At 53.7% G+C, this 24004-nt stretch carries 19 protein-coding genes; 11 read left to right on the top strand and 8 right to left on the bottom strand.

Annotation, left to right across the window (positions count from 1 at the left end; all coding sequences use genetic code 11):
- Positions 1-71: 71 nt before the first annotated feature.
- Positions 72-1426 (top strand): IS3 family transposase gene (locus G9Q38_RS14900; protein ID WP_166130294.1). Its coding sequence is split into 2 segments (ribosomal slippage): positions 72-531 and positions 531-1426, totalling 1356 coding nucleotides; the frame shifts between segments, so codons are not numbered across the junction.
- Positions 1427-1551: 125 nt separating this feature from the next.
- On the opposite strand, the gene G9Q38_RS14905 is transcribed toward G9Q38_RS14900, so the two are convergent.
- Positions 1552-1713, bottom strand: coding sequence for a hypothetical protein (locus G9Q38_RS14905; protein WP_166132210.1), 162 nt, complete (start codon positions 1711-1713; stop codon positions 1552-1554).
- 84 nt (positions 1714-1797) lie between these two features.
- A complete protein-coding gene (locus tag G9Q38_RS14910) occupies positions 1798-3189 on the bottom strand; it encodes a diguanylate cyclase domain-containing protein (protein WP_205962316.1) in 1392 nt (463 codons plus the stop codon).
- Positions 3190-3214: 25 nt separating this feature from the next.
- Between G9Q38_RS14910 and G9Q38_RS14915 the strand changes: the two genes are divergently transcribed.
- From G9Q38_RS14915 to G9Q38_RS14925, 3 genes are all read left to right on the top strand, one after another.
- Positions 3215-3823 carry a DNA-3-methyladenine glycosylase I gene (locus tag G9Q38_RS14915; RefSeq protein WP_166132211.1) on the top strand — a complete coding sequence of 203 codons (609 nt, stop codon included), beginning with the start codon at positions 3215-3217 and terminating at the stop codon, positions 3821-3823.
- Positions 3824-3954: 131 nt separating this feature from the next.
- The gene (locus tag G9Q38_RS14920) at positions 3955-5019 is read left to right on the top strand and encodes a DUF481 domain-containing protein (protein WP_166132212.1); all 1065 of its coding nucleotides are present in this window, start codon (positions 3955-3957) and stop codon (positions 5017-5019) included.
- Positions 5020-5066: 47 nt separating this feature from the next.
- The gene (locus tag G9Q38_RS14925; protein ID WP_166132213.1) at positions 5067-6986 is read left to right on the top strand and encodes an amidohydrolase; all 1920 of its coding nucleotides are present in this window, start codon (positions 5067-5069) and stop codon (positions 6984-6986) included.
- A gap of 41 nt (positions 6987-7027) precedes the next feature.
- On the opposite strand, the gene G9Q38_RS14930 is transcribed toward G9Q38_RS14925, so the two are convergent.
- On the bottom strand, positions 7028-7906 hold the full coding sequence (locus G9Q38_RS14930; RefSeq protein WP_166132214.1) for a LysR substrate-binding domain-containing protein: 879 nt from the start codon (positions 7904-7906) through the stop codon (positions 7028-7030).
- A 108-nt stretch (positions 7907-8014) separates the two neighbouring features.
- On the opposite strand from G9Q38_RS14930, the gene G9Q38_RS14935 reads away from it, so the two are divergent.
- The 4 genes from G9Q38_RS14935 to G9Q38_RS14950 all read left to right on the top strand — a co-directional run bounded on the left by G9Q38_RS14935 (position 8015) and on the right by G9Q38_RS14950 (position 10974).
- On the top strand, positions 8015-8731 hold the full coding sequence (locus G9Q38_RS14935) for an SDR family oxidoreductase (RefSeq protein ID WP_166132453.1): 717 nt from the start codon (positions 8015-8017) through the stop codon (positions 8729-8731).
- Positions 8732-8818: 87 nt separating this feature from the next.
- Positions 8819-9496 (top strand): TIGR04283 family arsenosugar biosynthesis glycosyltransferase, encoded by a 678-nt coding sequence (locus G9Q38_RS14940; protein WP_205962317.1) that lies wholly within the window; start codon positions 8819-8821, stop codon positions 9494-9496.
- Positions 9493-10116 carry a TIGR04282 family arsenosugar biosynthesis glycosyltransferase gene (locus G9Q38_RS14945; protein ID WP_166132215.1) on the top strand — a complete coding sequence of 208 codons (624 nt, stop codon included), beginning with the start codon at positions 9493-9495 and terminating at the stop codon, positions 10114-10116. Before G9Q38_RS14940 ends, G9Q38_RS14945 begins: the two co-directional genes overlap by 4 nt.
- Positions 10117-10128: 12 nt before the next feature.
- Positions 10129-10974 (top strand): MTAP family purine nucleoside phosphorylase, encoded by an 846-nt coding sequence (locus tag G9Q38_RS14950; protein ID WP_166132216.1) that lies wholly within the window; start codon positions 10129-10131, stop codon positions 10972-10974.
- A gap of 2 nt (positions 10975-10976) precedes the next feature.
- On the opposite strand, the gene G9Q38_RS14955 is transcribed toward G9Q38_RS14950, so the two are convergent.
- Genes G9Q38_RS14955 through gltS form a run of 3 tightly spaced genes read right to left on the bottom strand, consistent with a single transcriptional unit; the run spans position 10977 to position 14996 of the window.
- Entirely contained in the window at positions 10977-12212 is a 1236-nt protein-coding gene (locus G9Q38_RS14955; protein WP_166132217.1) for an NAD(P)/FAD-dependent oxidoreductase, read from the bottom strand.
- 36 nt (positions 12213-12248) lie between these two features.
- Positions 12249-13769, bottom strand: a complete 1521-nt coding sequence (locus G9Q38_RS14960; protein ID WP_166132218.1) for a TAXI family TRAP transporter solute-binding subunit — start codon at positions 13767-13769, stop codon at positions 12249-12251.
- Positions 13770-13781: 12 nt separating this feature from the next.
- Complete coding sequence (gene gltS, locus G9Q38_RS14965; protein WP_166132219.1) at positions 13782-14996, bottom strand: sodium/glutamate symporter; 1215 nt, start codon at positions 14994-14996, stop codon at positions 13782-13784.
- A gap of 73 nt (positions 14997-15069) precedes the next feature.
- On the opposite strand from gltS, the gene ppc reads away from it, so the two are divergent.
- Entirely contained in the window at positions 15070-17955 is a 2886-nt protein-coding gene (gene ppc / locus G9Q38_RS14970) for a phosphoenolpyruvate carboxylase (protein WP_166132220.1), read from the top strand.
- Between the two features lie 39 nt (positions 17956-17994).
- Here ppc and G9Q38_RS14975 read toward each other — a convergent pair whose 3' ends face one another.
- The gene (locus G9Q38_RS14975) at positions 17995-19161 is read right to left on the bottom strand and encodes an MFS transporter (protein ID WP_166132221.1); all 1167 of its coding nucleotides are present in this window, start codon (positions 19159-19161) and stop codon (positions 17995-17997) included.
- A 66-nt stretch (positions 19162-19227) separates the two neighbouring features.
- On the opposite strand from G9Q38_RS14975, the gene G9Q38_RS14980 reads away from it, so the two are divergent.
- Complete coding sequence (locus tag G9Q38_RS14980) at positions 19228-22002, top strand: autotransporter domain-containing protein (protein ID WP_166132222.1); 2775 nt, start codon at positions 19228-19230, stop codon at positions 22000-22002.
- A 20-nt stretch (positions 22003-22022) separates the two neighbouring features.
- On the opposite strand, the gene G9Q38_RS14985 is transcribed toward G9Q38_RS14980, so the two are convergent.
- Positions 22023-22910, bottom strand: a complete 888-nt coding sequence (locus G9Q38_RS14985) for a LysR family transcriptional regulator (RefSeq protein ID WP_166132223.1) — start codon at positions 22908-22910, stop codon at positions 22023-22025.
- A gap of 146 nt (positions 22911-23056) precedes the next feature.
- Here G9Q38_RS14985 and G9Q38_RS14990 point away from each other — a divergent pair, with 146 nt between their 5' ends.
- Entirely contained in the window at positions 23057-24001 is a 945-nt protein-coding gene (locus G9Q38_RS14990) for a dioxygenase family protein (protein WP_166132224.1), read from the top strand.
- Positions 24002-24004: the final 3 nt, after the last annotated feature.

A 24004-nucleotide genomic window follows, 5' to 3' on the forward strand; every position in this document is an offset into this window, starting at 1 on the left:
TAAAAATAAGGCTGCGATATTGAACTGCACCCCAAAAGTTGGACACCAATCTAACCTTTGGGGTGTTTTTCATGGCGAAGTACGATGGGCAGTTCAAGCTAAAAGTAGTGCTGGATTATTTGTCGGGGCGAGTTGGCGGCTATGTACTTGTCGCCCGTATTCACGGCCTGGATGGTGGGACAGTAAAACAGTGGGTTGATAGCTATCGCTTGCATGGCGCGTTAGGGCTACGGCCCAAGGGAGCCAGCTACGATGTTGCCTTCAAGCTATCTGTACTGGAGCGGATGCAGCACGGGAGGTTGTCACTGCGAGAGACGGCTGCCTTGTTTGATATTCGGTGTGCTGACCACATATCGAAGTGGAAACGCCAGTATGATATGGGGGGTCTGGACGCACTGAAGGACCGACGAGGTCGCCCAAGGAAAATGCCTGCCAAGCCCCCCAAGCCGGTTGACGAGTCAACCTCAGAAGAACGCACACTTGCGCAACTGCGTGAAGAAAATGAGTATCTGCGTGCGGAGAATGCGTATCTAAAAAAGCTCGATGCCTTGATCCAGACAAAGCGTGCAGCAACGCTGAAAAAGCGCAAATCGTGACTGGATTGAGGCATGCGCACCCATTGGCGACGCTGCTTAGCATAGCAGGCCTGTCTCGCAGTACGTTCTACTACCATGTGCGTTCTACTGGGCTGACCGACAAGCACGCCGACTTGAAGACGACGATTATTTCAATTTTTACACAGCACAAAGGCCGGTATGGCTATCGGCGCATTACGGCCACGCTGCGCCAAATGAATGTGCCCGTCAACCATAAGAGGGTGCAACGGTTGATGGGACTCTTGCAACTGAAGTCATTAGTACGGGTCAAGAAATACCGTTCCTATAAGGGCACCGTCGGCAAAGTAGCTCCCAACGTCCTGCAACGGCAATTCGACGCGACAAGGCCGAACCTGAAGTGGGTGACCGATGTGACCGAGTTTAGGGTAGGTGACGAAAAGCTGTACTTGTCGCCGGTGATGGATTTGTACAACGGCGAAATCGTTGCCTACGAAACGGCCAAGCGCCCGGTCTTCAAGATGGTGGGAAAAATGCTGCAAAAAGCACTTCTATGCCTGGGCGAGCATGACAGACCTGTGGTGCATTCGGACCAGGGCTGGCAGTATCAAATGTCTTGGTACCGTGATCTACTCGCGAGCAAGTCATTGACTCAAAGTATGTCCAGAAGGGGAAACTGCCTGGATAACGCAGCGATGGAAAGTTTCTTCGGTACGCTGAAAGCCGAGTTCTTTCACCTGAATAAGTTCGCTAGCATTGAGCAGCTACAAGTAGGACTCAAGCATTACATTCATTACTACAATAATGAGCGGATCAAGCTAAAACTAAAAGGACTGAGTCCGGTGCAATACCGAATTCAGTCCTTAGCCTAGCTAGTCCAACCTGACCGTCCAACTTTATGGGGTCAGTTCATATGTGAACCGCAGCCTTATTTAACTTCGCCCCAAGCAATACCAAAACAATTGTTTGGCGTATCGCCTCAGGCACAACGACAGTTTTATTCGGTCGCTTTCTCTACGCGATCGCTGAGCTCAGCGGCCGCCTGGTCAATTTCCTTGCCGGCTTTTTCAGCCGGGCCTTCTTTTTCCTGGCAACCGGCAAGCGCCATTAGCAAAACAGCGGTAACAGCAGTTGAACCTAAAACGTTCTTGATTTTCATTGTTTCCCTCCCTGTTGAACAATGTCATAAAAATTCTACCGTTAAACGCGGCGAAAAGACACGCTTCAAGCGCAACCAAATTTTTCAAAAAGTCCGCCGTGCCGAACCGCGCTGACGTTGCCGTTTCACCACATACATATCCTGATCGGCAAAGGCAAGTAATGCGTCGACCTGGGTGGCGTCGTCGGGATAGCACGCCAATCCGATACTCGCATCAGGACTTAAGTTGCCATTTTCAAAGTCCACCGGCTCAAGCAAAGATACTTGAAGCTTATTAGCCACTTTCCTTGCATCATCTTTGGAACGGATATCTTCAAGCAATACCAGAAACTCATCGCCTCCAAGCCGAAAAACCGTATCCCCTTTGCGCAAGCTGTCTTTCAAACGCACTGCAACTTCTCGCAACAATTGATCGCCGACAACGTGGCCGTATGAATCGTTGACCAATTTGAAATCATCCAGATCGACAAACAACACCGCCAACGAAGCTTGCCTGCGTTCACATCGCGCCAATGCCGAGCGCAAATGCGCACGCAATGTACGCCGATTAGGCAAACCCGTTAAATCGTCGTACTGCGCCATACGCAACAGTTCTGCGTGCATGCGTTGCCGCTCGACTGCCGTGGCCACCTGCGCACCAACGAATCGAAGCAACTCAAGATCTGTCTCGCTATACACAACACCGCTTGAACTGCTAATTACCAAAGTTCCCATATAACCGCTTTGTGATTGCAATGGAACAAACACCCAAGTGCCGGCGTTCTCTGTGGAGTGCAACTCATTCGACGATAGATCATGTTTCAAAAGCAACGGCTCTTGGCGACTTTTCGAGTCTGCACAAATCGCCAGCAAACGAGTGGAAAGTGAGGCGTTCCACGGGTGCGCACTATCTTGTCTGAAAACCCAATGTTGTACCTGCGTTTCATGATCGACATCGGCAACCACAAACGTTGCAACCGGGACACGCTGCGCCACAATTTCCTGCACTTCCGCCAGCAGTGTATTCACATCCTGCGCCCGATGCGCCGCTTCCGACACTGCATAAGTTGCCGCCTGGCGATCCTCAAGGCGCCGTCGCTCGGTGACGTCCCTCGCCACGCCGATCCGACATTGATGTTGTTCCGTCCAGCAAGCCGACCACATCACCCGAACATAACGCCCGTCCTTACGAATGTAGCGATTTTCGAAGCCAACACGCGGAATGCCCGCCATTACCTTTCTGGCTTCTTCCCGCGTTCTCTCGCGGTCTTCCGGCGCCACAAGCTCAATCATCGGGTGCCCTATCAACTCTTGTTGCGAATACCCCAACAGACGTTCGCAGGCCGCGCTAACGAAAACGATACGACCTTCTATGTCGACTACAAACACCGTGTCGAGCATCAGGTTAAGAAAGTCAGGCAAAAGCGCCTGCACATTAAGCTTCATATCGGCCACATGGGAAATTGAGCGGACAATCGTTACACTGGATTCCGGCATTTTATTCAAAAAAGGAAGAAAACCAATGTCTAACACTATTCCTGGCCCCGACGGGAAACCGCGTTGCGGCTGGTGTGCCGCCGCACCGGAATTCTTTCCCTACCACGATAAAGAATGGGGCTTCCCGGTTGATAACGACCAGCGACTATTCGAAAAAATTTGCCTGGAAAGCTTTCAGTCGGGTTTAAGCTGGCGCACAATTCTGGCAAAACGTGAAAACTTCCGACGCGCTTTCGACCATTTCGACTTTCACAAGGTAGCGCAATACACCGACGCGGATATAGAAAGATTATTAAAAGACGCCGGCATTGTGCGCCATCGGGGCAAAATTGAAGCGGTCGTCAACAACGCGGGAAAGCTGTTGGAGCTCATTAAGAACGAGGGGTCATTCGCCGCCTATGTTTGGCGCTTCGAACCCAGCGAAAAAGTCTTGACCGCGCCGCAAACCGCATCTCGCTCCGCTGCCTCAGAAGCCATGTCAAAAGACCTGCGCAAACGTGGCTGGAAATTCGTGGGCCCGACAACGGTGTACGCGTTTATGCAAGCCATGGGATTAATTAATGATCATGCCGAGCAATGCGCTCTTCGGCTGTCCGTCGAGAACGCCAGAAAAAAATTCAAACGACCTAAATAAAACATCCGGGAAAGATAGGGCCACCGAATTTGTAAACATGGCCCGTTTTGCATTGCATGGGGCACGTAACTAAGCGTAAACTGGCCGCTCTTTTTTGAAAATACGACCCCGGAAGACTGTTAATTTAACCCATGCTTTATCCTCTCACACTTCGTTCCTCCCCTCGCTTTTTCTCTTTTCTCGTCCTAATCGCGGCCATTTTTCTTGGCGCCAACGCATATGCCGGCACCGTCTGGCTGAATAACGGCGATCGCATCACCGGCACCATTCAATCGCTGGATGGTGGAAAACTACTGGTTAAAACTGAATACGGCGGTAATATCCGCGTTGATATTACGCATGTAAAAACACTGGAAAGTGACTCTGAGCTGGTTGTAAAAAATGGTGAGTTCAACAACGACTACCGTGCAAAGCTCGTTGCAGCCGACGACGGCACAGTAACGTTACAAGGGGTTGAGCGCGCTGACGGTCAAACAACACCGGTTAGTACGTCCGTACCAGTGGCCTCCATTACACGTGTAGTGCGACCCACTCCGTTTCTCAATGAAGCCACATTCAAAGGGCGTTTCGACTTGGCCGCAACGCGTAAATCGGCATCAACCAAAACACAAGACTACACGCTGAATACCTTTAATGAACTGCGTCACGGCATGTGGCGCCATCAACTGGCGGCCGACTACACACGCAACAAAGAAGACAGCACCGACAGCACCTATAACTACGGCGCGGGCTACACGCTTGATTACTTCATTAGCGAAAAAGCATTTTGGCAGGGCCGAGCCAAGTATCGACGCGACTTCGTGGAAGAACTCAACCGCCAGGTTGTATATGGTACCGGGCCAGGTTACCAGTTCTGGGACAACGAACTCGGCGCCTTCTCTCTTTCCGCGCTCATGAGCCGGGTGCATTATGGCTATACCGATGGAAGCAGCGAAAATGCATATGCCGCGTCATTGCGCTGGGATTACGTGCGCTACTTTTACGGTAAAGAGTTCGAACTATATACACGCGGCGAAGTGTTACGCCCTATTAACAGCGACACTAAGTTCGCGATTAACGGCGAAGTGGGTGCACGCTACAACATGAACAGCTGGATGTCGGTTTATCTGAAGTATGCGCGTAACCAGGTCAGTGGCGGCCGCCAAGGCGGCATCAATGAGTCGGTTTACAGCACGGGTATTGGCGTGCGCTGGTAGGCTTCGGTTTTTCTAACTCACGCCCGCGGCTAAGGAGACAAAAACAAATGCGCAAGAAGATAGTAATAACAAGACTAGCCGGTCTGATTAGCGGCCTGTGCCTTGCCTTACCGGGCGTGGCACAGGATGTTGCCGATCAGATATGGGCGGGAGGCCCAATTATTACCGTGAATGACAAAGCACCACGCGCTGAAGCAATTGCGGTTAAAGACGGAAAAATTCTTGCGGTCGGCAATCACGACGACATCATGAAATATGAGGGTGCAAAAACCGAAGTCCACGACTTGCAAGGGCGCGCACTGTTACCCGGCTTTGTCGATGCACACGGGCACGCATTCATGATTGGATTGCAGGCACTATCAGCCAACCTACTGTCTCCACCCGACGGTGAGGTAAAAAATATTGATAGCCTTCAGCAGACCTTAACCCGATGGGCTAAGGACAACGCCGAGCGGGAGCAGAAAATAGGCATGATCCTGGGGTTTGGCTACGACGATGCCCAGTTGGCGGAACAACGCCACCCAACCCGCCAAGATCTCGACAAAGTATCAACCGACACGCCGATTCTTATTATTCATCAGTCTGGGCACATGGGCGTCATGAACAGCAAAGCGCTCGAATTAGCAGGCATTACGGCCGATACGGCAAATCCCGAAGGAGGCGTGATTCGACGCGAGTCCGACGGAAGAACACCTAACGGTGTTGTAGAAGAAGCTGCATTTTTTAACGCTCTGGCAAAAAAATTCGGCCAGATCGATGCACAGCAAGCGCAAAGTTTATTTGTGGCAGGCACTGGCTTGTTGGCCAAATATGGTTACACCACCGGCCAGGAAGGGCGAGCAACGTCGCCTTTGGTCCCGCTAATGCGGGAAGCGGCGGCAAAAGGAATTATCCCCATCGATGTCGTCACCTATGTTGATGTATTGCAAGACAGAGACTTCATTGCCAAGCATGTTAGCCAAGAATACAAAAACGGCTTCCGTGTTGGAGGGGCCAAGCTCACAATCGACGGGTCGCCGCAAGGCTTTACCGCCTATCGCGACCGCCCCTATTACAACCCGCCGGAATCCTATCGAGCCGATTACCGAGGTTACACTGCCGCGACGGCCGATCAAGTATTCGACGCCATTAATTGGGCATTCGATAACAACATCCAAATCATTACCCACTCTAACGGCGAAGGCGCTTCCGATATTCTGCTTGCGGCCATTAAAACCGCACAACAGAAACACAAAAAGGCCGATCGGCGAACGGTCTTGATTCACGGCCAGTTCCTGCGGGAGGATCAGGTTGATGAAATGAATCAGCTTGATGTTTTTCCTTCACTCTTCCCCATGCACACCTTTTACTGGGGTGACTGGCACCGGGAACGCACCGTGGGCCCAAAGCTGGCCAACAACATCTCACCCACCGGCTGGGTACGAGATCGCGGCATGATGTTTTCAACCCATCACGATGCGCCCGTGGCTTTTCCGGATTCAATGCGGGTACTTTCGGCTACTGTTACCCGCCGCTCACGATCAGGAGACATTCTTGGTCCGGAACAACGGGTTGATGTAATGACAGCGTTGAAAGCCATGACGATTTGGCCCGCCTACCAGCATTTTGAGGAGGATCAAAAAGGCTCGCTAGAACCTGGCAAAATAGCCGACTTTGTTATTCTGTCGAATGATCCGACAGCTGTAGATCCCGAGACACTGGACGAATTGAAGGTCACTGAAACGATCAAGAAAGGTAAATCGATCTTCCGCCTGAAGGACGAAAAAGATAATCCCGAAGCGGCCAATACCGCAGCGGCCGGCGATGTTCTGGGCACCGTATTACGCAAATGGGAACGCAACCTGCAACAGCATGCTCATAATGCAGACAATGAACATGAGCACGGGCCCGACCTGCTAATGAGTGTCCTTATGCAGGGAATAACCAAAAACCAATCGGTCGAATCGCCATCTGTACGCGATTACTAACCACATAACTCCCTGTCGCGCGATACGAATACACAGGCCGGCTAAACACCGGCCTGTTCTTTTAGCCAGCCCCATACCACATCTGCGTCAGAGCCGACACTCAAGGAAAACGGTGCGACCAAATAAAAATCCGTATTGTCATTCACCACTTGTCGTCCCACCACCACTAGCCGCCGCTGTTCAACATCGCTTTCAATAAAGCACCGGGCAACCAGCGCCACCCCCTGGCCCGCCACAGCGGCGTCGATCGCCAGACTGGTTTGATTGAACTGGATTGTTTTTGTTGAAGCCGGCACGCCCGGCATACCGAGCTTTTGAGCAAGCTGTGGCCATAAGTTGTGCGAGTCAACCAACAATCTCTGCTTCCACAAATCTGCCGACACCCTAATTTTGCGTTTTATGTAGGGGCTGCAAACCGCTATGGCCTCATGACGCAAAAGCAGCGTAGCTTGCAGTTTGCTGTACGCCGGCGCCTTCATTTGCCTGACAGCCATATCGACACCATCGACGTAAAAATCAGCTAACCCTTCAGAGGCCTGAATCCGCAAATCGATTGCGGGATGTTTAGCAGCAAAAAGGGGCAGGCGGGGTAACAGCCACTTTGCAGCAAAGGTGGGCGTCACACTAAGCGTGACCCGGCTTTTTTTTACCACCAGATCGGCGGTGGCCTGTTCGATCATTTCAAATGCTTCGCGCACCCTTAAGTGATACCGCCGCCCTTTTTCAGTTAATACGAGCCGGCGCGGCTCTCGCTGAAACAGCAGCACGCCTAACGTAGCCTCAAGCCCGCGTATATGTTGCGCCACGGCACCCTGAGTAACATGCAATTCCTCAGCCGCCAAACGAAAATTCAGATGCCGTGCGGCGGCTTCAAACGCCCGCAATGACTTCAACGGCGGCAGTGCATTTAGATTCAACAATCGACATACCCAGTAGTTTTTCTACTGAATATTAACAATAAATATGATTCGACGATCATGAATAACGAAAATATTATCTATTCTTCACTCAATAAGAAAGAGATAGAAATGCAAACTGAAACGATAGAAAAAGTAGCCATCATAACGGCGGCCGGCAGCGGTATGGGTGCAGCAAGTGCGCGCACCCTGGCAAACAACGGTTACAAGGTAAGCCTGCTTTCACCCTCGGGCCGGGCCGAATCGCTGGCACAAGAGCTCAATGGGATCGGTATGACGGGTTCCAATCAGTCGGTGGACGATCTGGAAAACCTGGTGAAAGCTACCGTTCAAAAGTGGGGACGTGTCGACGTGCTGCTAAACAGTGCCGGGCATGGTCCGCGAGGCGACATACTCAGCCTGAGCGATGATGATTGGCATACTGGACTGGATGTTTACCTGATGAACGTGATCCGGGCAACGCGACTGGTCACCCCCATCATGAAAGCGCAAAACTCGGGGGCTATTGTGAATATTTCAACCTTTGCCGCGTTCGAGCCTGACCCCACCTTTCCAACGTCAGGAGTATTCCGGGCGGGCTTGGCCTCATTCACCAAACTGTTTGCCGATGCCCACGCAAAACACCATATTCGCATGAACAACATTCTTCCCGGCTTCATCGACAGCTATCCCGAATCGCCCGAACTTGTCGCCCGCATACCCATGGGCCGCTTCGGAACAACCGACGAGATTGCACAAACCGTTGCCTTTCTATGCTCGCCCGGCAGCACATATATTACGGGCCAAAATATTCGGGTCGACGGCGGCATCACCCGATACATTTCCTAAAGCCTGGCAACCGACAACACGACCCGGTTTTCCTGCGGCTGCGAGCATGGTTATGATTCGTCATGAGCCGATCACAGGAAAACCATCTTGCGCCCCAGTCTTTCGATTATTATTCCCACGCTTAACGAGGCATCAGGCATTGCAAACGCACTTACTGCACTTCAACCATTACGGGAACGCGGCGTTCAAATCATTGTTGCCGACGGCGGCAGCACCGATTACACACTGAAATTAGCCGCCCCGAAAGCCGATATCGTCATTCGCTGTACCCCGGGCCGGGCATCCCAAATGAACGCTGGTGCAACCCACGCCACCGCGCCAATCCTGCTTTTTCTTCATGCCGATACGATTCTGCCCCCTCTTGCCGACGCGATTGTGTTCGGAGCATTAAACGGCGAGCCCGGTTGGGGACGCTTCGATGTCCGCATTACAGGCACACACCCCATGCTGAAAGTAGTCGCCATGCTGATGAACGTCCGTTCCCGCCTGACCGCTATCGCAACGGGTGACCAGGCCATTTTCATCAGCCGCAGTTTGTTCGACGAAGTAGCAGGGTTTCCAAACCAACCGCTGATGGAAGACATTGAACTATGCAAACGATTACGCCAACTACGGCGCCCAGTATGTCTTTTCGCTAAAGTGGAAACGTCAGGCAGGCGCTGGGAGACACGCGGCGTATGGAAAACAATTTTGTTAATGTGGCGCTTGCGATGGCGTTATTGGCGCGGCGTGCCGGCCACCGAACTGACCAAGGAGTATCAATGAACCAAAAAACACCGGGCACCATTTTGGTCATTTTCGCAAAAGCCCCGAAACCAGGATTCGCCAAAACCCGCCTGATCCCCCAGCTCGGCGCAGACGGCGCCGCACAATTGGCGACGCAACTCCTGCATCACACCGTTTCGGTTGCGTGCTCAACACACTTCGAGATGATTGACCTGTGCATAACACCCTGCCCTCCCGACCCTTTATTCAAGACGATTTCAAGCGCCGAAAACCTGACCCTAAGCTGCCAGACCGACGGCGACCTGGGGCAACGCATGTCGGCCGCTTTCTTTAAACACCTTGAATGCACGCCTAAAGTGCTGTTAATCGGTACCGATGCGCCGAACTTGACCGTCGGGATGCTTCATGAGGCATCCCGCCTGCTGGATGCACATGATGCCGTATTCATTCCTGCACTGGACGGGGGCTACACCATGATTGGCCTTCGCAAGCATCATCCCTCATTATTCAGCAACATCCCGTGGAGTACTGCATCGGTCATGACGGCAACTCGTGCCGCATTAAGAAAAGCGAAGCTTAGCTGGGCGGAAATGACACCCCTTCCCGATATTGACGAACCCCAAGACCTGGTTCACCTTCCGGGTGACTGGACGCGATAAAGGAGCACTTTTATGTTGGCAATTATGGGCGGAACCGGTTTGTACGACCTACCTGACCTTACCGTTGTGGAACGCATCCAGGTAGACACCCCTTTTGGCTCACCATCCGGCGATGTCGTTCAAGGACGCTTTCACGAACACAATGTGCTGTTTCTGGCGCGCCACGGTGCCGGACACCGCCTGTTGCCGCATGAGGTTAACTACCGCGCCAATATCTTTGCCTTAAAGGCAGCCGGCGCCACGATGTTGCTGGGCTTCTCGGCCGTTGGCAGCTTGGCGCTTGATGTCAAGCCTGGTGATCTCGCCATGCCCGAACAGTATTTTGATTTCACGCGCGGGAAACGTGAACACACCTTCTTCGGCAAAGGCGTAGCAGCCCATGTCTCAACCGCTAAGCCGGTTAGCGCGGCATTAGTCGATTGGATTGGCGACACCGCACATGAATTAGACGTCTCGTTTCGCCGAAACCTCACCTATGCTTGTGTAGAAGGCCCCCGCCTGGGGACCCAAGCTGAAAGCCATTTCCTGCGCCAGGCAGGTTGCCACCTAGTTGGAATGACTAACGTACCTGAAGTCTTTCTGGCACGCGAAGCCCAAATGGCATACGCCACAGTGGGCCTGGTGACCGATTACGATTGCTGGCTCGACGACCCTACCCAACATGTGAGTGTTGAGCATGTTTTTCAACTCTACGGTGCAACGTTGGTCAAAGCACAGAATGTGCTTAACGCAGCAATGCAACGGTCGCTGCCGGAACCAGAACCCGAAATAAGGTCGGCGCTAAAAGGGGCTGTCCTGACGCGAGATACCGAATTGACGGAAGCGCAGCGGCGGTGGCTGGATACCCTCAAGCGTTAGCGTCAACCTGAACCGCTACTGCCTACCTGCACCGATGGTGCCGACTGCAAAACGGGCGCGGCATCGGCCAGAATATCAGCCCGTACACCCGACAGTGGCGGATAAATACGTTGGCGGTTGATGATTTGCTTGGTGCGTTTTGCATCGTTACGCACGGCAATCACCTCACGATTCCAACCCTGGGTGTAAACAGCGCCCCATGCACCCAAATCAACGACATTCACATACCGCTCAACCAATAACGGCAGCATAGGAGCATCAAACAGGTCCGCTACCACGTTATGGCCCGCATAACGTCCCATTGGGCGCCCATGCTGACACGACATCACGTTGTCATGCCCCGGGCAAATCTCGAACCGCGCGGTGTCACCGGCCGCAAATACATCAGGTGTTCCGGTGACACGCATGAAATGATCAACACTCACCCGGCCGGCAGCATCGAGCGAAGATGAGATACGCCCACCCAATGAAGGCGCCCGCATGCCGGCGCACCACACCACCGTAGCGGCCGGTATGAACTCACCACCTTCAAGCTCAACGCCATCCTTGGATACCACCCGCACCAACCGACCACACCGCACCTCAATTTTCAGGTCGCTCAATGCTTGTGCAATCACTGCCTGGGCCTCATTGCCCATTGACTGGGCAGCCTGTGTGTTCGCATCAACCAATACGACGCGCACAAACTGCGCGCGCGCTGCTCCGGCAAGCTGAAGCAAACGAGCCGGCAATTCGCATGCCAGCTCAATACCCGTTAGCCCCGCTCCGACCACCACGACCGTAAATTGGCCGTCGAACGACTCAAGCGCACTTAACCGGCGCAAGTGGCGTTTCATAAGCTCGGCGGCGGGATACGTATCGATATTATGTAGATAATCCGCCCCTGGGAGGTTCGGCAGCACAACATGGCTTCCCAATGTATAAACCAGCCTGTCGTAGCTAAGCGCCTGAGGCCCTTGTTCAGTGTGAAGCCGAACATCACGACTTCCGGTATCGATATCCACAACCTTGGCGCGCACATGCTCAACCCCAATCGGCTCCAACACTTTGCTTAACGGAACCAGCGATGGGGCAAGATCGTCTTCATAGTTACGCACGCGAATACTGTGGTAATCATTCTGATCAACAACGATCAACCTAACGTCGTTCGTTGTGCCCAGCTCATCAAGCTTGCGCGCTGCGCCGGCCGCTGCGGCCAACCCCGCGAAACCCGCCCCCGCTATCACCACATTCTTCATAAGAACTCCTCTCAAAGCCGGAACTTTTGAACAAGCTCAGGGTGCCTGCTTTTCGGCAACACGATGCTTTTGAATGCTTTCCAGTCCAAGTAAAGCCTCTTGAGCGCCAAGGTGCAAAGGAACGGATAGCCCTCGTCGGGCGTTCTGAATCGACACCTGAGCTCCCTGCGCGGAACCTTTTTCAAGTAAGTCGTTACTACTTTCATACAGTACTTCGGTAATTCGTTTGGCCTCGTCTCGCGTCAACTCATCGGTCGACAGCAACAGTGCCGCCATGCCAACGGTTGTGGTCGTTTCTCGCTGCCCAGGATACGTTCCCGACGTAATATTCAAGGGCATTAAAACCGGATTCGCCTTCACAATTTCCTGAATCGCATCACGCTCCAACGGCAACAGCTTCAATGCAGCTTCGGCCAACGCATCACGCAATACGTTGGCGGGAACACCAATAATATGAACGGTTGCGTCGATACCTCCGCGGTTCAACACAGGCAGCGACGCGGCAAAAGGCAATTCACTCACTTCATAATCAACACCCGCCTTTAAGCCGTGGGCATCCAGAACGGCGGTTAGGGTGGTTCGAATCGCCGAGCCGGGCGGCCCCAACGCCACCTTTTTCCCTTTCAAGTCTGATACTTGATTCAGACCTGCGTCGTCGCGCACCACGATATGAACCATCTCAGGGTACAAGCTGCCCAACGCGCGAATTTGCGCAAACTGCCCCTGCGACTCGAACGGCCCTTCGGCCTCGTAGGCAAGACGCGCAGTGTCGGCCTGGGCAATCGCCAAAACGGCATCGCCGGAACGCAACAGACGAATATTATCGACACTGCCACCGGTCGTCAGCGCCGCAATTCTTACACCATGCTCACGACCGATTTGCCCCAGCGCGCGAGCGAATGCCGCATACTCCCCCTGCTCCGGCCCACTGGCCAATGGGTAGCCTTGCTGCATGCGGGTTAACCGGCCATCGATTCGGGCAACCGAGCGCTGCAACTCCTGTTGCAACACACGCTGCGCCGCGGTAGAGCCTGTATTCACCACCGATTGCGTAATTTCGTTCAAGGTACCCAGCAGCTGTCGGGCAACGGGTTGAGAAACACCTGACTCATAATTTGGTACGGTTGCCGAAGTCAGCCCAGGCGGCGTTACAAATACCCAATTTCCACCGTCTTTGCGATAAATGGCGCTGCCGTGAGCTTCGATAACATCGCCGGCCTCGTTGCCACCCGACTTCACGCCGACGACACCTCTGGACCCTGCACCCAATAATGTCACTAAAGAGGCGACGCCGGGCTGATCCCATCCGCCAAGCTCAACTTCACGCTCAACCTGTAGCGCAATATCGTAATAAATGACCCGCCGCGTCTGCCCTGCCGGCTCGGTGCTATCTTGTGCCGACCCTTTACGCTGCAAGTCAACAATTTTGAACAGATCATCACCATAAGTTTGCGTGAGTTCTGTTTGCAAGTCCGAACGCAGCGCGGCATCGTCGGGCTGGCGGCTGCAGGCAGCCAGCAAAAATAACAATAGAACAAAGCTTAAGCGTTTAAGCATGGCCCCTGGCATCTAGAAGCCCCCCACAAACGGCAACGCGATCATTGAGGTGAGCACAATCACGTTGATAATATCGACCAAGAATGCACCTGTAACCGGTACGACGATAAACGACTCAGGAGCCGCACCGTGACGCCGGGTGAGTGCCTGCATATTGGCAATAGCCGTCGCCGTTGCACCCATCGAAAAGCCGCAGAAAGCGGCCGACATAACCGCCGCCTCGTAATCCTTTTTAAGTAACCGAAACACCACCCAGCTTGCATAAACCGCAGCAAATAAGGCTTGTGCCGCCAGAATAATCAGCAAGGGTCCGGCCAGGCGGCTAACGCTCGCCAAATCAAGTGTCATCATCGTGAGCCCCAGAAAAACGGCAAGCGAAAATGACCCAATAATTTCCGTCACACGATCGTGAAGCCGGACTCCGAGTTTTGGCCCGATATTCCGAATAACCACGCCAATAGCAAGACACCAAAGAAAATTCGGCAAACTCACAGGCGCATGCTCCACCCATTTTGCAATCATGGTTCCAAAAACAACGCACACCAATGCCGCGCCAAGCGAGGTAATGACCGCCACATAATCAACGGCGGCGCCTTCTTTTGAGGATTCTTCATTAACTTGAACCGCGCCCCCTGCCGACACCGGGCCGCCTTTCGCTTTCAAGGCATGCTTTCGTATGAGACGCTCAGCCACCGGCCCGCCAATCACACCGCCCAACACCAGGCCAAATGTTGCTGCCGTCATGGCCAGCACCATCACATCCTGAATATTGTTCACTTCGGCAAATCGCGTCGCATAGGCTGCACCGGTGCCATGCCCACCAACCAGCGTGATCGTGCCCCCTATTAATCCCATGAGGGGGTGCATATCAAGCAACCAGGCTATGCCCAGGCCTATGACGTTCTGCAAAATCAAGAATGGCACCAGCGCAAGCAAAAACGCGGCAAGACGCGGCCCCCCGGCAGCCAACAGTTTCAAGTTCGCGGTTAAGCCGATACAACTGAAAAACAGAAGCAGAAGTGTTGGCTTGATACTGGTGTCAAGCGCAAGCTGAAACCCGCTCCAGTCGGTGATGAAAAATGCGACAATGGCAAACAGCAAACCCCCGACAATGGGATCTGGAATACTGTAGCGTGACAGCACCCCAACTTTGTTCGTAAGCAGCCGCCCAACAACCAATACCAGGCAGCACGCCAACAAAGACTGTTCAATAGAAAGTGACAGCATCCATCCCTCTTAGCATTTTTTCGGCATTGCTGAAGTTTTGCCCTGAAATAATTGAACGGATATTATCATTGCCATGAGACCTTCACCTTATTCCGAGACTACGCCTACAACCAACTCATCCTTTTTGCGTGACGACATCAGGCAATTAGGTCGCACATTAGGGCATGTTATTCGTGAATATGAAGGCGAGTCGATTTTTCTGCTGGTCGAAACGCTGCGACGCACGGCAGTTCAACTGCGGCGCGATGACCCTGCCCACAACAATAATGCGCTGGCGGAAATCATCAGGAATATTTCGCTGAAAGAGTCGGCGTCGGTCGCCCGCGCTTTCGGCTACTTTCTACAATTGTCCAATATTGCCGAAGATCGCGATACGAATCGATATCGCCGAACACAGCAACTGAAACAGGCCGAAACGGCAAAAGGCAGCCTGACGGCGGTGTTTGCCAAACTTGCCCAACAAGGCATTTCGCACGAGCAAATTGAAAAATTTTTGCAACAAAGCTGCTTCACCCCCGTCCTGACGGCGCATCCCACGGAAGTACAGCGCAAAAGTACTCTTGACCTGCATCAGGAAATAGCGCAATGCCTGGCGCACCTTAATGCAAACGCCACGCCGGCCGAATACCACGGGCTCATTGCAAAATTAACGGGCCTGGTTGCCACGCTCTGGCAAACACGCATGCTTCGTTGGCAAAAACTCACCGTTGTCGATGAAATTGATAACGCATTAGGCTATTACAACCGCACATTTCTTTCCGTCATTCCCTCGCTTTACAAAGATATTCGCCAAACCCTGAACCCGTCCGATAACCCGTTTCACGTTAACAACCAGCCACTGCCGCCCTTTTTAACGATGGGAAGCTGGATTGGCGGCGATCGGGACGGCAACCCGAATGTGGACGCCTTCACACTGGAACAAGCACTCACAAAGCAGTGCACGGTTATTTTGCGGCACTATCTGAATGAGGTTCATGAACTGGGCAAAGCGCTTTCGCTCTCCGCTTCCCTGGGGCCTGCCAGCAAACCACTGCTCAACCTGGCCCATCAAAGCCGGGACACATCCGACCATCGCGCCGACGAACCATACCGCCGTGCACTCATTCACATCTATGCTCGCCTGGCTGCAACCGCCGAAACACTTGTCGGCCAACCCCTGGCACAACGCCCAACCTATTGCGCAGCACCCTATGAAGATGCCGAAACGTTCGGCAACGACCTGTCGGTATTGGCCAAATCACTTGAGCAACACCATGGCGCCGTTATTGCTCACCTGCGATTGGCCGAACTGATACAGGCGAGCCGGATTTTCGGGTTCCACCTGGCCAGTGTCGACTTGCGTCAAAGCTCCGATGTCCACGAACGCGTTCTTGATGAATTATTCAGTCGTGCAAAAGTGTCCTGGCGCGGCAACCCTGTGCATTACACCGAACTGTCGGAAGACGAAAAAACGGCGCTTTTGTTGCACGAACTCAACGAAGTTCGCCCATTGACCTCTCCCTGGTTAAGCTATTCCGACGAAACCACTAAAGAACTGGGCGTACTCCAGATGGCCGCGCAATGCCGGAAAAAATTCGGCAAGCCCGCAATCCAACAAGCCATTATTTCCCACACTGAAACGCTCAGTGACTTGCTGGAGGTTTTGGTTTTGCAGAAAGAAGCAGGGCTGGTGCCACCCGGGCAAGTCAAACCATCAAGAAGCGGCAAACAGCAACAACACATAGAAAACGGTTTGATGATTGTTCCGTTGTTTGAAACCATCCCCGACCTTGAGCGCGCACCGGAAATCATGTCGGGCTGGCTGTCATTGCCCCACATTGCCGCCCGTATCAAACACACGCATCGCGGCGTGCAGGAAGTCATGCTGGGATACTCCGACAGCAATAAAGACGGCGGCTACCTGACCTCTAACTGGACCTTGTACTTAACCGAGCGCAAACTGCTATCGCTGTTTAAAGAGCACGGCGTTCGTTTACGCCTGTTTCACGGGCGCGGTGGGTCGGTGGGTCGCGGCGGCGGCTCAACTTACGACGCTATCCTGGCTCAACCCCCGGGTACCGTGAACGGCCAAATTCGGCTTACCGAACAAGGAGAGGTTATTCAGGGCAAATACAAAGACGCACACGTGGGCCGCTGGCACATGGAGAACTTTGTTGCCGCGAGCCTCGAAGCCAGTTTACTGAATCAAGCCTTGAACCAAGACGACGAAGACCCACACATGGACCAACTGGGCTACGTGGTAGCCATGCTCTCCGAGCATGCGCAAACCACGTATCGCGAACTGGTCTATCGCACGCCTGGCTTCCAGGATTATTTCTTTGCTTCCACACCCGTAGGTGAAATTGCCGGCCTGAACATCGGTTCACGACCTGCATCGCGTAAGGCATCTCAACGTATTGAAGATCTGCGCGCTATACCCTGGAGTTTCGCCTGGGCGCAATGCCGCGTGATGCTGCCAGGTTGGTATGGCGTGGGAACCGCGCTTAACCATTATCTGGAAGAGGGCTGCAAACACAGCCCTCGCACCCAATCAGCACGCTTGAAGCAGCTTCAAAAAATGGCAAAGGAATGGCCGTTCTTCCGGGCCCTGATGTCGAACATGGAACAAGTGTTGGCCAAAGTCGACATGGGTATCGCTCACGAATACGCCGGGCTGGTGAATGACCCTGAATTGCGCACACGCATTTATAGCCGGATTAAAAAGGAATTTGAGTTGACATGCACTTTATTCACCCAGGTATGTCAACGACAACTATTGGCGGAAGACCCCATTTTGCGGGATGCGCTGGCCGAACGCTTTGCTTACATCGATCCACTGAACCACCTTCAGGTCGCCCTATTGAAGCGGCACCGTGCCACGCGCCAGCGCGGCAACAAAAACAGTGTAGAGAGCAGCGCGCAACGGTCATTACACATGACCATCAATGGCGTTGCAGCAGGTTTACGAAACACAGGGTAAAGATAAGCGCCGACATCACCGACGGCGCTTATCCTGTTTTCACGGGCGCAAAAACTTAACGCACAGCCAAACCAGCACCGACATAAACAGAGCGGCGACAAGATTCGCCGTGGTGCTGATATCAATTGTGGCGCTACCCAACGTCGTGCCCAAGGCAATCCCCACGTAAATGGCTGAAGAATTCAGTGATACAACCATTGGCCCGTGACTCGGTGCAACATCGATCAAGCGGGCTTGTTGCGGGGGCGCCTGACACCAACTGGTCCCCCCCCAAAGCACCATAAGAAAGCCCACCATGAAGTAGAGCGCCACGCCGGTTGAATTTCCAATGAGCAACATCAAGGCGAACCCCAGTGCCATGAAAGCAAACGCCCAAAGCAAAACGGTACGCGGATCCCAGCGATCAACGGCCGCGCCACATACAATATTTCCAACCACCGCGCCAATGCCGTACAAAAGCAACATAATCGACATGTGCGATGCACTGATGCCCAAATCGTCCAAAACAACCAGCACAAACGCATAGGGGACATAACACGCGGCCACGCCCAAAACCGTTACCGGCAAAATAAGCATTATTTTGCGATCTTTCAATAATGCGAGGCGTCTTTTTAACGGTACGGCGGCCCCACCCGGCATCGGCGGCAAACGAAAGAAGATACCAATGGCCGCCAGTACACCAACCGCCGCCACCATAGATAAAGCACCCCGCCAGGAAAGCGCATTGCTGGCCAAATTCCCCAACGGCACGCCAATCGCCGTTGCGATGGTCATACCCCCCACCACGACCGACAAAGCGCGCCCTCGTGACTCAAGCGGCGCCAAAGAGGCAGCCATAGCGGCAGCGTTGGGCGTGAAGGATGCAGCCGCTGCGGCCGCAAAAATGCGGCTGACCAGCAACATTTCAAAACTCGGCGCCAAAGCCGCTGCAATATCAGTTAAAACAAGCGCAACAATGGCGCTAATAAGTAATTTCCGTCGCTCAAATCGCACAGTTAATGTTGCCAATATCGGAGACAGAACCGCATAACTTGCAGCAAAAACCGTTACGGCATATCCTGCATGGGCGACGCTGACACCCAGCTCCGCGGCCATCTCGGGCAAAAACGCAGAAAGAATAAATGCGTCGGTACCCACAGCAAAGGTACCCAAGGCCAAAATGGCAACAGAACGCGCAACGTCGCTTTGTAATCCAGGCAATTTCATCAGTAAACCGTGTCTCTTGTGCTTATTCTGATCAGGCGACACTATACAAGAAGAAATAACGAGACAATGAAAAATACCAATAAGCGGCGCATACCCACGACATTTGCAGCGCTACTCACCCTCATCTCCCTATCAGCAGGCGCGGAGAACTTCGACACGCCGGAATATCGGCAACAGTACGGCCTGGCCATGATCAACGCCGCACAGGCCTACCAACAAGGGTTCACCGGCCAAGGGGTTCGCGTGGGCGTCATGGACTCAGGCATATTCAGCCTACATCCGGAATTCCAGGGGCGTATCGGCGGTGGCTGGGACATCTACAACAACAGGGCGATTACGCAAGACTGGGGCATTGATCTGGAAGGGCACGGTACCCATGTGTCCGGCATTATTGCCGCCAACCGCAACGGTATCGGCATGCACGGCGTTGCATTTAATTCGCAAATCGTCATGATCCGCAGTGATGACGACGGAGAAGAAGAAACGGAAGAAAGCTACGAGCAAGAAGATATTGCTTTTGCGCGCGGATGGAATCGGGCGGCCACATTTAACTTACCCATACTGAACGCCAGCCTTGGTTACAACGGCTGCGACCCGGGTGACAGCGGCTCACTGGCGGAACCATGCAATATCCTGGACTACGGTAACGCCGAGAATATCGAAGAACGGTATCCCCGATCCCTTGAGGGTCTGCGCGCATTAACCCGCGGCGACACCCTGATGGTGATCTCCACCGGCAACGAACAACAACCCAGCCCGGATATGCTGGCAGGCCTGCCCCATTACTTCGACGAATTTGAAGACAATTGGGTTGCTGTTGCAGCACTTGGGGAAGATGGCCAACTGGCGGGCTATTCGAACCTGTGCGGCGTCGCTGCACAGTGGTGTATTTCCGCCCCCGGCGGCGATTGGGACGAAACACGCGGCATCTATTCAACCAAAACCGGCGGTGGCTACGTGCGCATGTCGGGCACGTCGATGGCGGCACCTCATGTTGCGGGTGCCGCTGCTTTGGTAAAGGAGGCATTCCCATTCTTCAAGGCCTACCATTTGCAACAAACGCTTTTGACTACGGCAACTGATATTGGCGTCACGGGGGTCGACAGCACCTACGGTTGGGGCGCGCTGAATGTCGGCAAAGCCGTAAAAGGCCCAGGCGCCTTTACCGATGATTTCGCCGTCGACACGCTGGGATACAACGCGACTTTCTCAAACGATATTGGCGGCAACGGCAAACTCATCAAGCTTGGTCAGGGCTCGATAACCCTTACCGGAACCAACAGCTACCAGGGCGGCACGGATATTGTTGGCGGCAAGGTCATCATGAACGGTGTCCAAACCTCAACCACCACCGTTCGATCAGGCGGCACACTGGGCGGCACCGGCACGATTCAAGACGTCCAAAACTATGGGGTGGTGGCGCCGGGTAACTCTATTGGCACGTTGAATGTATTTGGTGACTACACAGCCTACCCAGGCTCACGCCTGGAAATCGAAGTGAATGAAAACAACGCCACCGATGTTCTGCAAGTTACAGGCAACGTTCAACTGGATGGCACGCTGGCACTTGCAGGCGGACCCTTCCGGCAAGGCGTCGACTACAACTTCCTGGCCGTTAACGGCGGAACGGTCAGTGGAACCTTCGCAGATATTGATACCGACCTCGTGTTTCTTTCACCCAGCTTACGCATTAACAACAGCGGCGCCATTTTGGATGTCCAACGCAATGGCGTTGCGTTTTCACGCTACCTGACAACGTCCAACCAGATTTCGGTCGCCAATGCGTTAGACACACTCTCAAGCAGTCCGCCGGCTGCCATGAGCGCGATTTTTGACGATTTGCTGAATTCAACACAAACCTCGATCGGGGGCATTGCTGACTCACTTTCCGGAGAGGGCCATGCCAGTGTGCAAAGCGCCCTATTGCAAGCCGCTTATCAAAGAACCAACCGGTTATCTGAGCGGATAGGCGGGGCGCTGGATCTTGCCGCCTCGTCTTCCACCTACCCGCTATGGGTCACTTTCGACAACCAATGGCAATCGATGAACGGGCGCAACGGCGCCGCTGACACCCGCTACCGTAATCATGGGTTTACCTTGGGCGGCGATTTTTCAATTGGATCGGACTGGCGCGCAGGCCTTGCACTGGGTTACAGCGATGGTCGAGTGGAAACCGACGCGCGCCAAACAAGTACCGACGCCGACAATTACGCCGTATCCCTATATTCCGGCAAAAGCTGGCGCAACGGGAACAGCAGGCTGAATCTGCTATTGGGGGCGAGCCTTTCGCGTCACAATCTTGATGCACAGCGCACGGTTAGCACAGGCGGAGCGCAAACGCTTACGACCAATTACCACGGTTATGGCCGGCAAATGTTTGCTGAACTCGGTTACGCGTTTCAGGTTAGCCCGGCGGGCATGCTTGAGCCCTACGCATCCGTGGCATGGTCATCGTTAAAAACGCGCGGCTTTACCGAATCGGGCGGCGCTGCGGCACTGACGGCCGAAAGCCGCACCGATAACGTGGGAACCCTGACGCTTGGCCTTCGTGGTTTGACTCATGTATCCATTGCCAAAAAAGAAGCGCGCTTGCGCGCTGGAATCGGATGGCGCTATGCCGCCGGCGACCTGACACCGACACGCCGTATGCAGTTCGTTGCAGCACCCACGGCAACATACACCGTTGAAGGCACCGCGCTGGCACGCAATGCCCTGGTCATGGAGTTAGGGGCCGAGGTCGATCTGGGGCGTTACAGCACCCTGGGTTTGGCGTATAACGGCCAATTCGGCGACGGCACGTCTGACAACGCAGGCTCCGTCAACTTGCGCATCAGGTTCTAGGTCGGAGACCGGCAGTTCAATCACTCGTAATTGAACTGCCGAACCAGCGTCAGAAACGCATGCAAAATCGGCGAAGTGTCATCACGCCGATACATGCAGCTTAGCTCGATGTCTTTCAGCGTGTTTGAACGCAACGGCCTGTACACCACGTTAGGCAAATTCAGGGTTTGAGCCGACTGCGTTGTAATACATACCCCAAAACCGCTTGCCACCATAGCAATACACGTCACGATGTCATCGGTTGCCTGCTCTACCTTGAATTTCAAACCCTCAGCTCGAAACGCGGCAGCAATCTCTTCGCCCAACCCGTGCATCGGTGCATTCGGATAGACCACCAAGGGCTCGTTATCGAGATCGGCCAATGTAATATAGGCCCGATCGCATAAAGGGTGCCCCTTGTACAAGCCCACCAAAAAGGGTTCGCGCAAGACAATCTCTACCGCAAGGTCGTCTTCGTCGGGCACCAGGCGATTAAACCCGATGGTAATGCGTCGGTCACGCAACGCCTCCAACTGTTGGGCTTTCGTCATGTTGTACAGCGCCACTTTAACCTTGGGCCGACGTTGGCGAAACTCGCTTAGAATCCGCGGAATCGCGTTCAACACGCCTGAGCTAAAAAACGCGACATCAAGACGCCCGATATAACCCTGTTCCGCCAATTGCGCCCGCTCTTCGGCACGACGGCTCAACGCCAATACATTCGGCACCTCTTCAAGCAACGCCCGACCGGCTTCGGTGAGTTCGGCGCCTTTGGGCGTGCGCGTAAAAAGCGTGACGCCAAGGTCGTCTTCCAAGGCCTTGATATGCCGGGTAAGAGGCGGCTGCGTAATATGTAGTTTGGCTGCCGCCCGCCCGAAGTTTTGCTCCTGCGCCAACATTAAAAAGTAGCGCATCTGCTTTAGGTCCATACCGCCACCCTCATGGTATTCACAACAGCTCCATCATACCGAAACGGTATCGAATTTTGATAATTTAGTATTGGACGATATGACGCATTCAATGCGAATATTAGAAGTTGGCCTACTTGACATTTATACGCTGTTCCCCGCGCGCCATGATTATTAAAGACCAAAACGACGTTACCCAAGCCGTATTAGCGGAAATTTCCCGTGCGCCCAACCCGCGTTTCAGGGAAATCATGTCGTCCGCGGTTCAACACTTGCATGATTTTGCCCGCGACGCACAACTGACCGAAGCTGAGTTTCACCAAATGTGCCAGTACATTGCGCGCTTGGGGCAGCTTACGACGCCGTCGCACAACGAAGTGGTGCTGGCATGTGGCTCGCTAGGCTTGTCGTCGCTGGTTTGTCTGTTGAACAACGGCAGTAACGGGCAAACCGAAACAACCGCCAATTTAATGGGCCCGTTCTGGCGACTCAACTCGCCGGCCACGGAAAACGGCGGCTCCATTGTGCGCTCGCCTACGCCGGGCGACCCCATTTTCGTGGAGGCCTGGGTGAAAGACAAGAGCGGAAAGCCGGTTCGCGGTGCCAAAGTCGACGTCTGGCACACCTCTGCCGATGGTTTCTACGAAAACCAGGACCCCGAACAAGCGGAAATGAATCTGCGCGGCCAATTTACAACCGACGAAAATGGTTATATTGCTTTTCGCAGTGTGAAACCAGCCGGCTACCCCGTTCCTGTCTCGGGGCCGGTGGGTGAACTGCTTAAAGCGCAAGGGCGCCACAACATGCGCCCCGCACATATTCACTTTATGGTGTTTAAAGAAGGCTATAAAACCCAGTTTTCGCAAGTTTACTCAAGCGATGACCCCAATATCGAGACCGACGCCCAGTTCGGCGTAACCCAGGCACTTCTTGGAGAATACGTCAAACACAATGGGAACGCCCCCAGCGCCGATATCACCGGCACGTGGTATTCACTGCAATGCGAATTTGTCATTGAGCCGGGTGAGGCAAAATTACCCAAACCGCCTATTACGGAAAAAACCAATGCGCCTCGACCCGACCGGGTCGTACTTGACCGCGTACCCGATTAAACT

It is taken from the genome of Pusillimonas sp. DMV24BSW_D (assembly GCF_011388195.1).
GTDB lineage: Bacteria > Pseudomonadota > Gammaproteobacteria > Burkholderiales > Burkholderiaceae_B > Neopusillimonas > Neopusillimonas aestuarii.

Bases quoted from the DNA above. Each gene is read 5' to 3' on its own strand.
- G9Q38_RS14955 (WP_166132217.1), bottom strand. From the start codon at position 12,212: ATGAAGAATGTGGTGATAGCGGGGGCGGGTTTCGCGGGGTTGGCCGCA.
- G9Q38_RS14975 (WP_166132221.1), bottom strand. From the start codon at position 19,161: ATGAAATTGCCTGGATTACAAAGCGACGTTGCGCGTTCTGTTGCCATT.
- G9Q38_RS14945 (WP_166132215.1), top strand. From the start codon at position 9,493: ATGAACCAAAAAACACCGGGCACCATTTTGGTCATTTTCGCAAAAGCC.
- G9Q38_RS14920 (WP_166132212.1), top strand. From the start codon at position 3,955: ATGCTTTATCCTCTCACACTTCGTTCCTCCCCTCGCTTTTTCTCTTTT.
- G9Q38_RS14985 (WP_166132223.1), bottom strand. From the start codon at position 22,910: ATGGACCTAAAGCAGATGCGCTACTTTTTAATGTTGGCGCAGGAGCAA.
- G9Q38_RS14950 (WP_166132216.1), top strand. From the start codon at position 10,129: ATGTTGGCAATTATGGGCGGAACCGGTTTGTACGACCTACCTGACCTT.
- G9Q38_RS14980 (WP_166132222.1), top strand. From the start codon at position 19,228: ATGAAAAATACCAATAAGCGGCGCATACCCACGACATTTGCAGCGCTA.
- gltS (WP_166132219.1), bottom strand. From the start codon at position 14,996: ATGCTGTCACTTTCTATTGAACAGTCTTTGTTGGCGTGCTGCCTGGTA.
- G9Q38_RS14935 (WP_166132453.1), top strand. From the start codon at position 8,015: ATGCAAACTGAAACGATAGAAAAAGTAGCCATCATAACGGCGGCCGGC.
- G9Q38_RS14990 (WP_166132224.1), top strand. From the start codon at position 23,057: ATGATTATTAAAGACCAAAACGACGTTACCCAAGCCGTATTAGCGGAA.
- G9Q38_RS14960 (WP_166132218.1), bottom strand. From the start codon at position 13,769: ATGCTTAAACGCTTAAGCTTTGTTCTATTGTTATTTTTGCTGGCTGCC.
- G9Q38_RS14925 (WP_166132213.1), top strand. From the start codon at position 5,067: ATGCGCAAGAAGATAGTAATAACAAGACTAGCCGGTCTGATTAGCGGC.
- ppc (WP_166132220.1), top strand. From the start codon at position 15,070: ATGAGACCTTCACCTTATTCCGAGACTACGCCTACAACCAACTCATCC.
- G9Q38_RS14915 (WP_166132211.1), top strand. From the start codon at position 3,215: ATGTCTAACACTATTCCTGGCCCCGACGGGAAACCGCGTTGCGGCTGG.
- G9Q38_RS14910 (WP_205962316.1), bottom strand. From the start codon at position 3,189: ATGCCGGAATCCAGTGTAACGATTGTCCGCTCAATTTCCCATGTGGCC.
- G9Q38_RS14905 (WP_166132210.1), bottom strand. From the start codon at position 1,713: ATGAAAATCAAGAACGTTTTAGGTTCAACTGCTGTTACCGCTGTTTTG.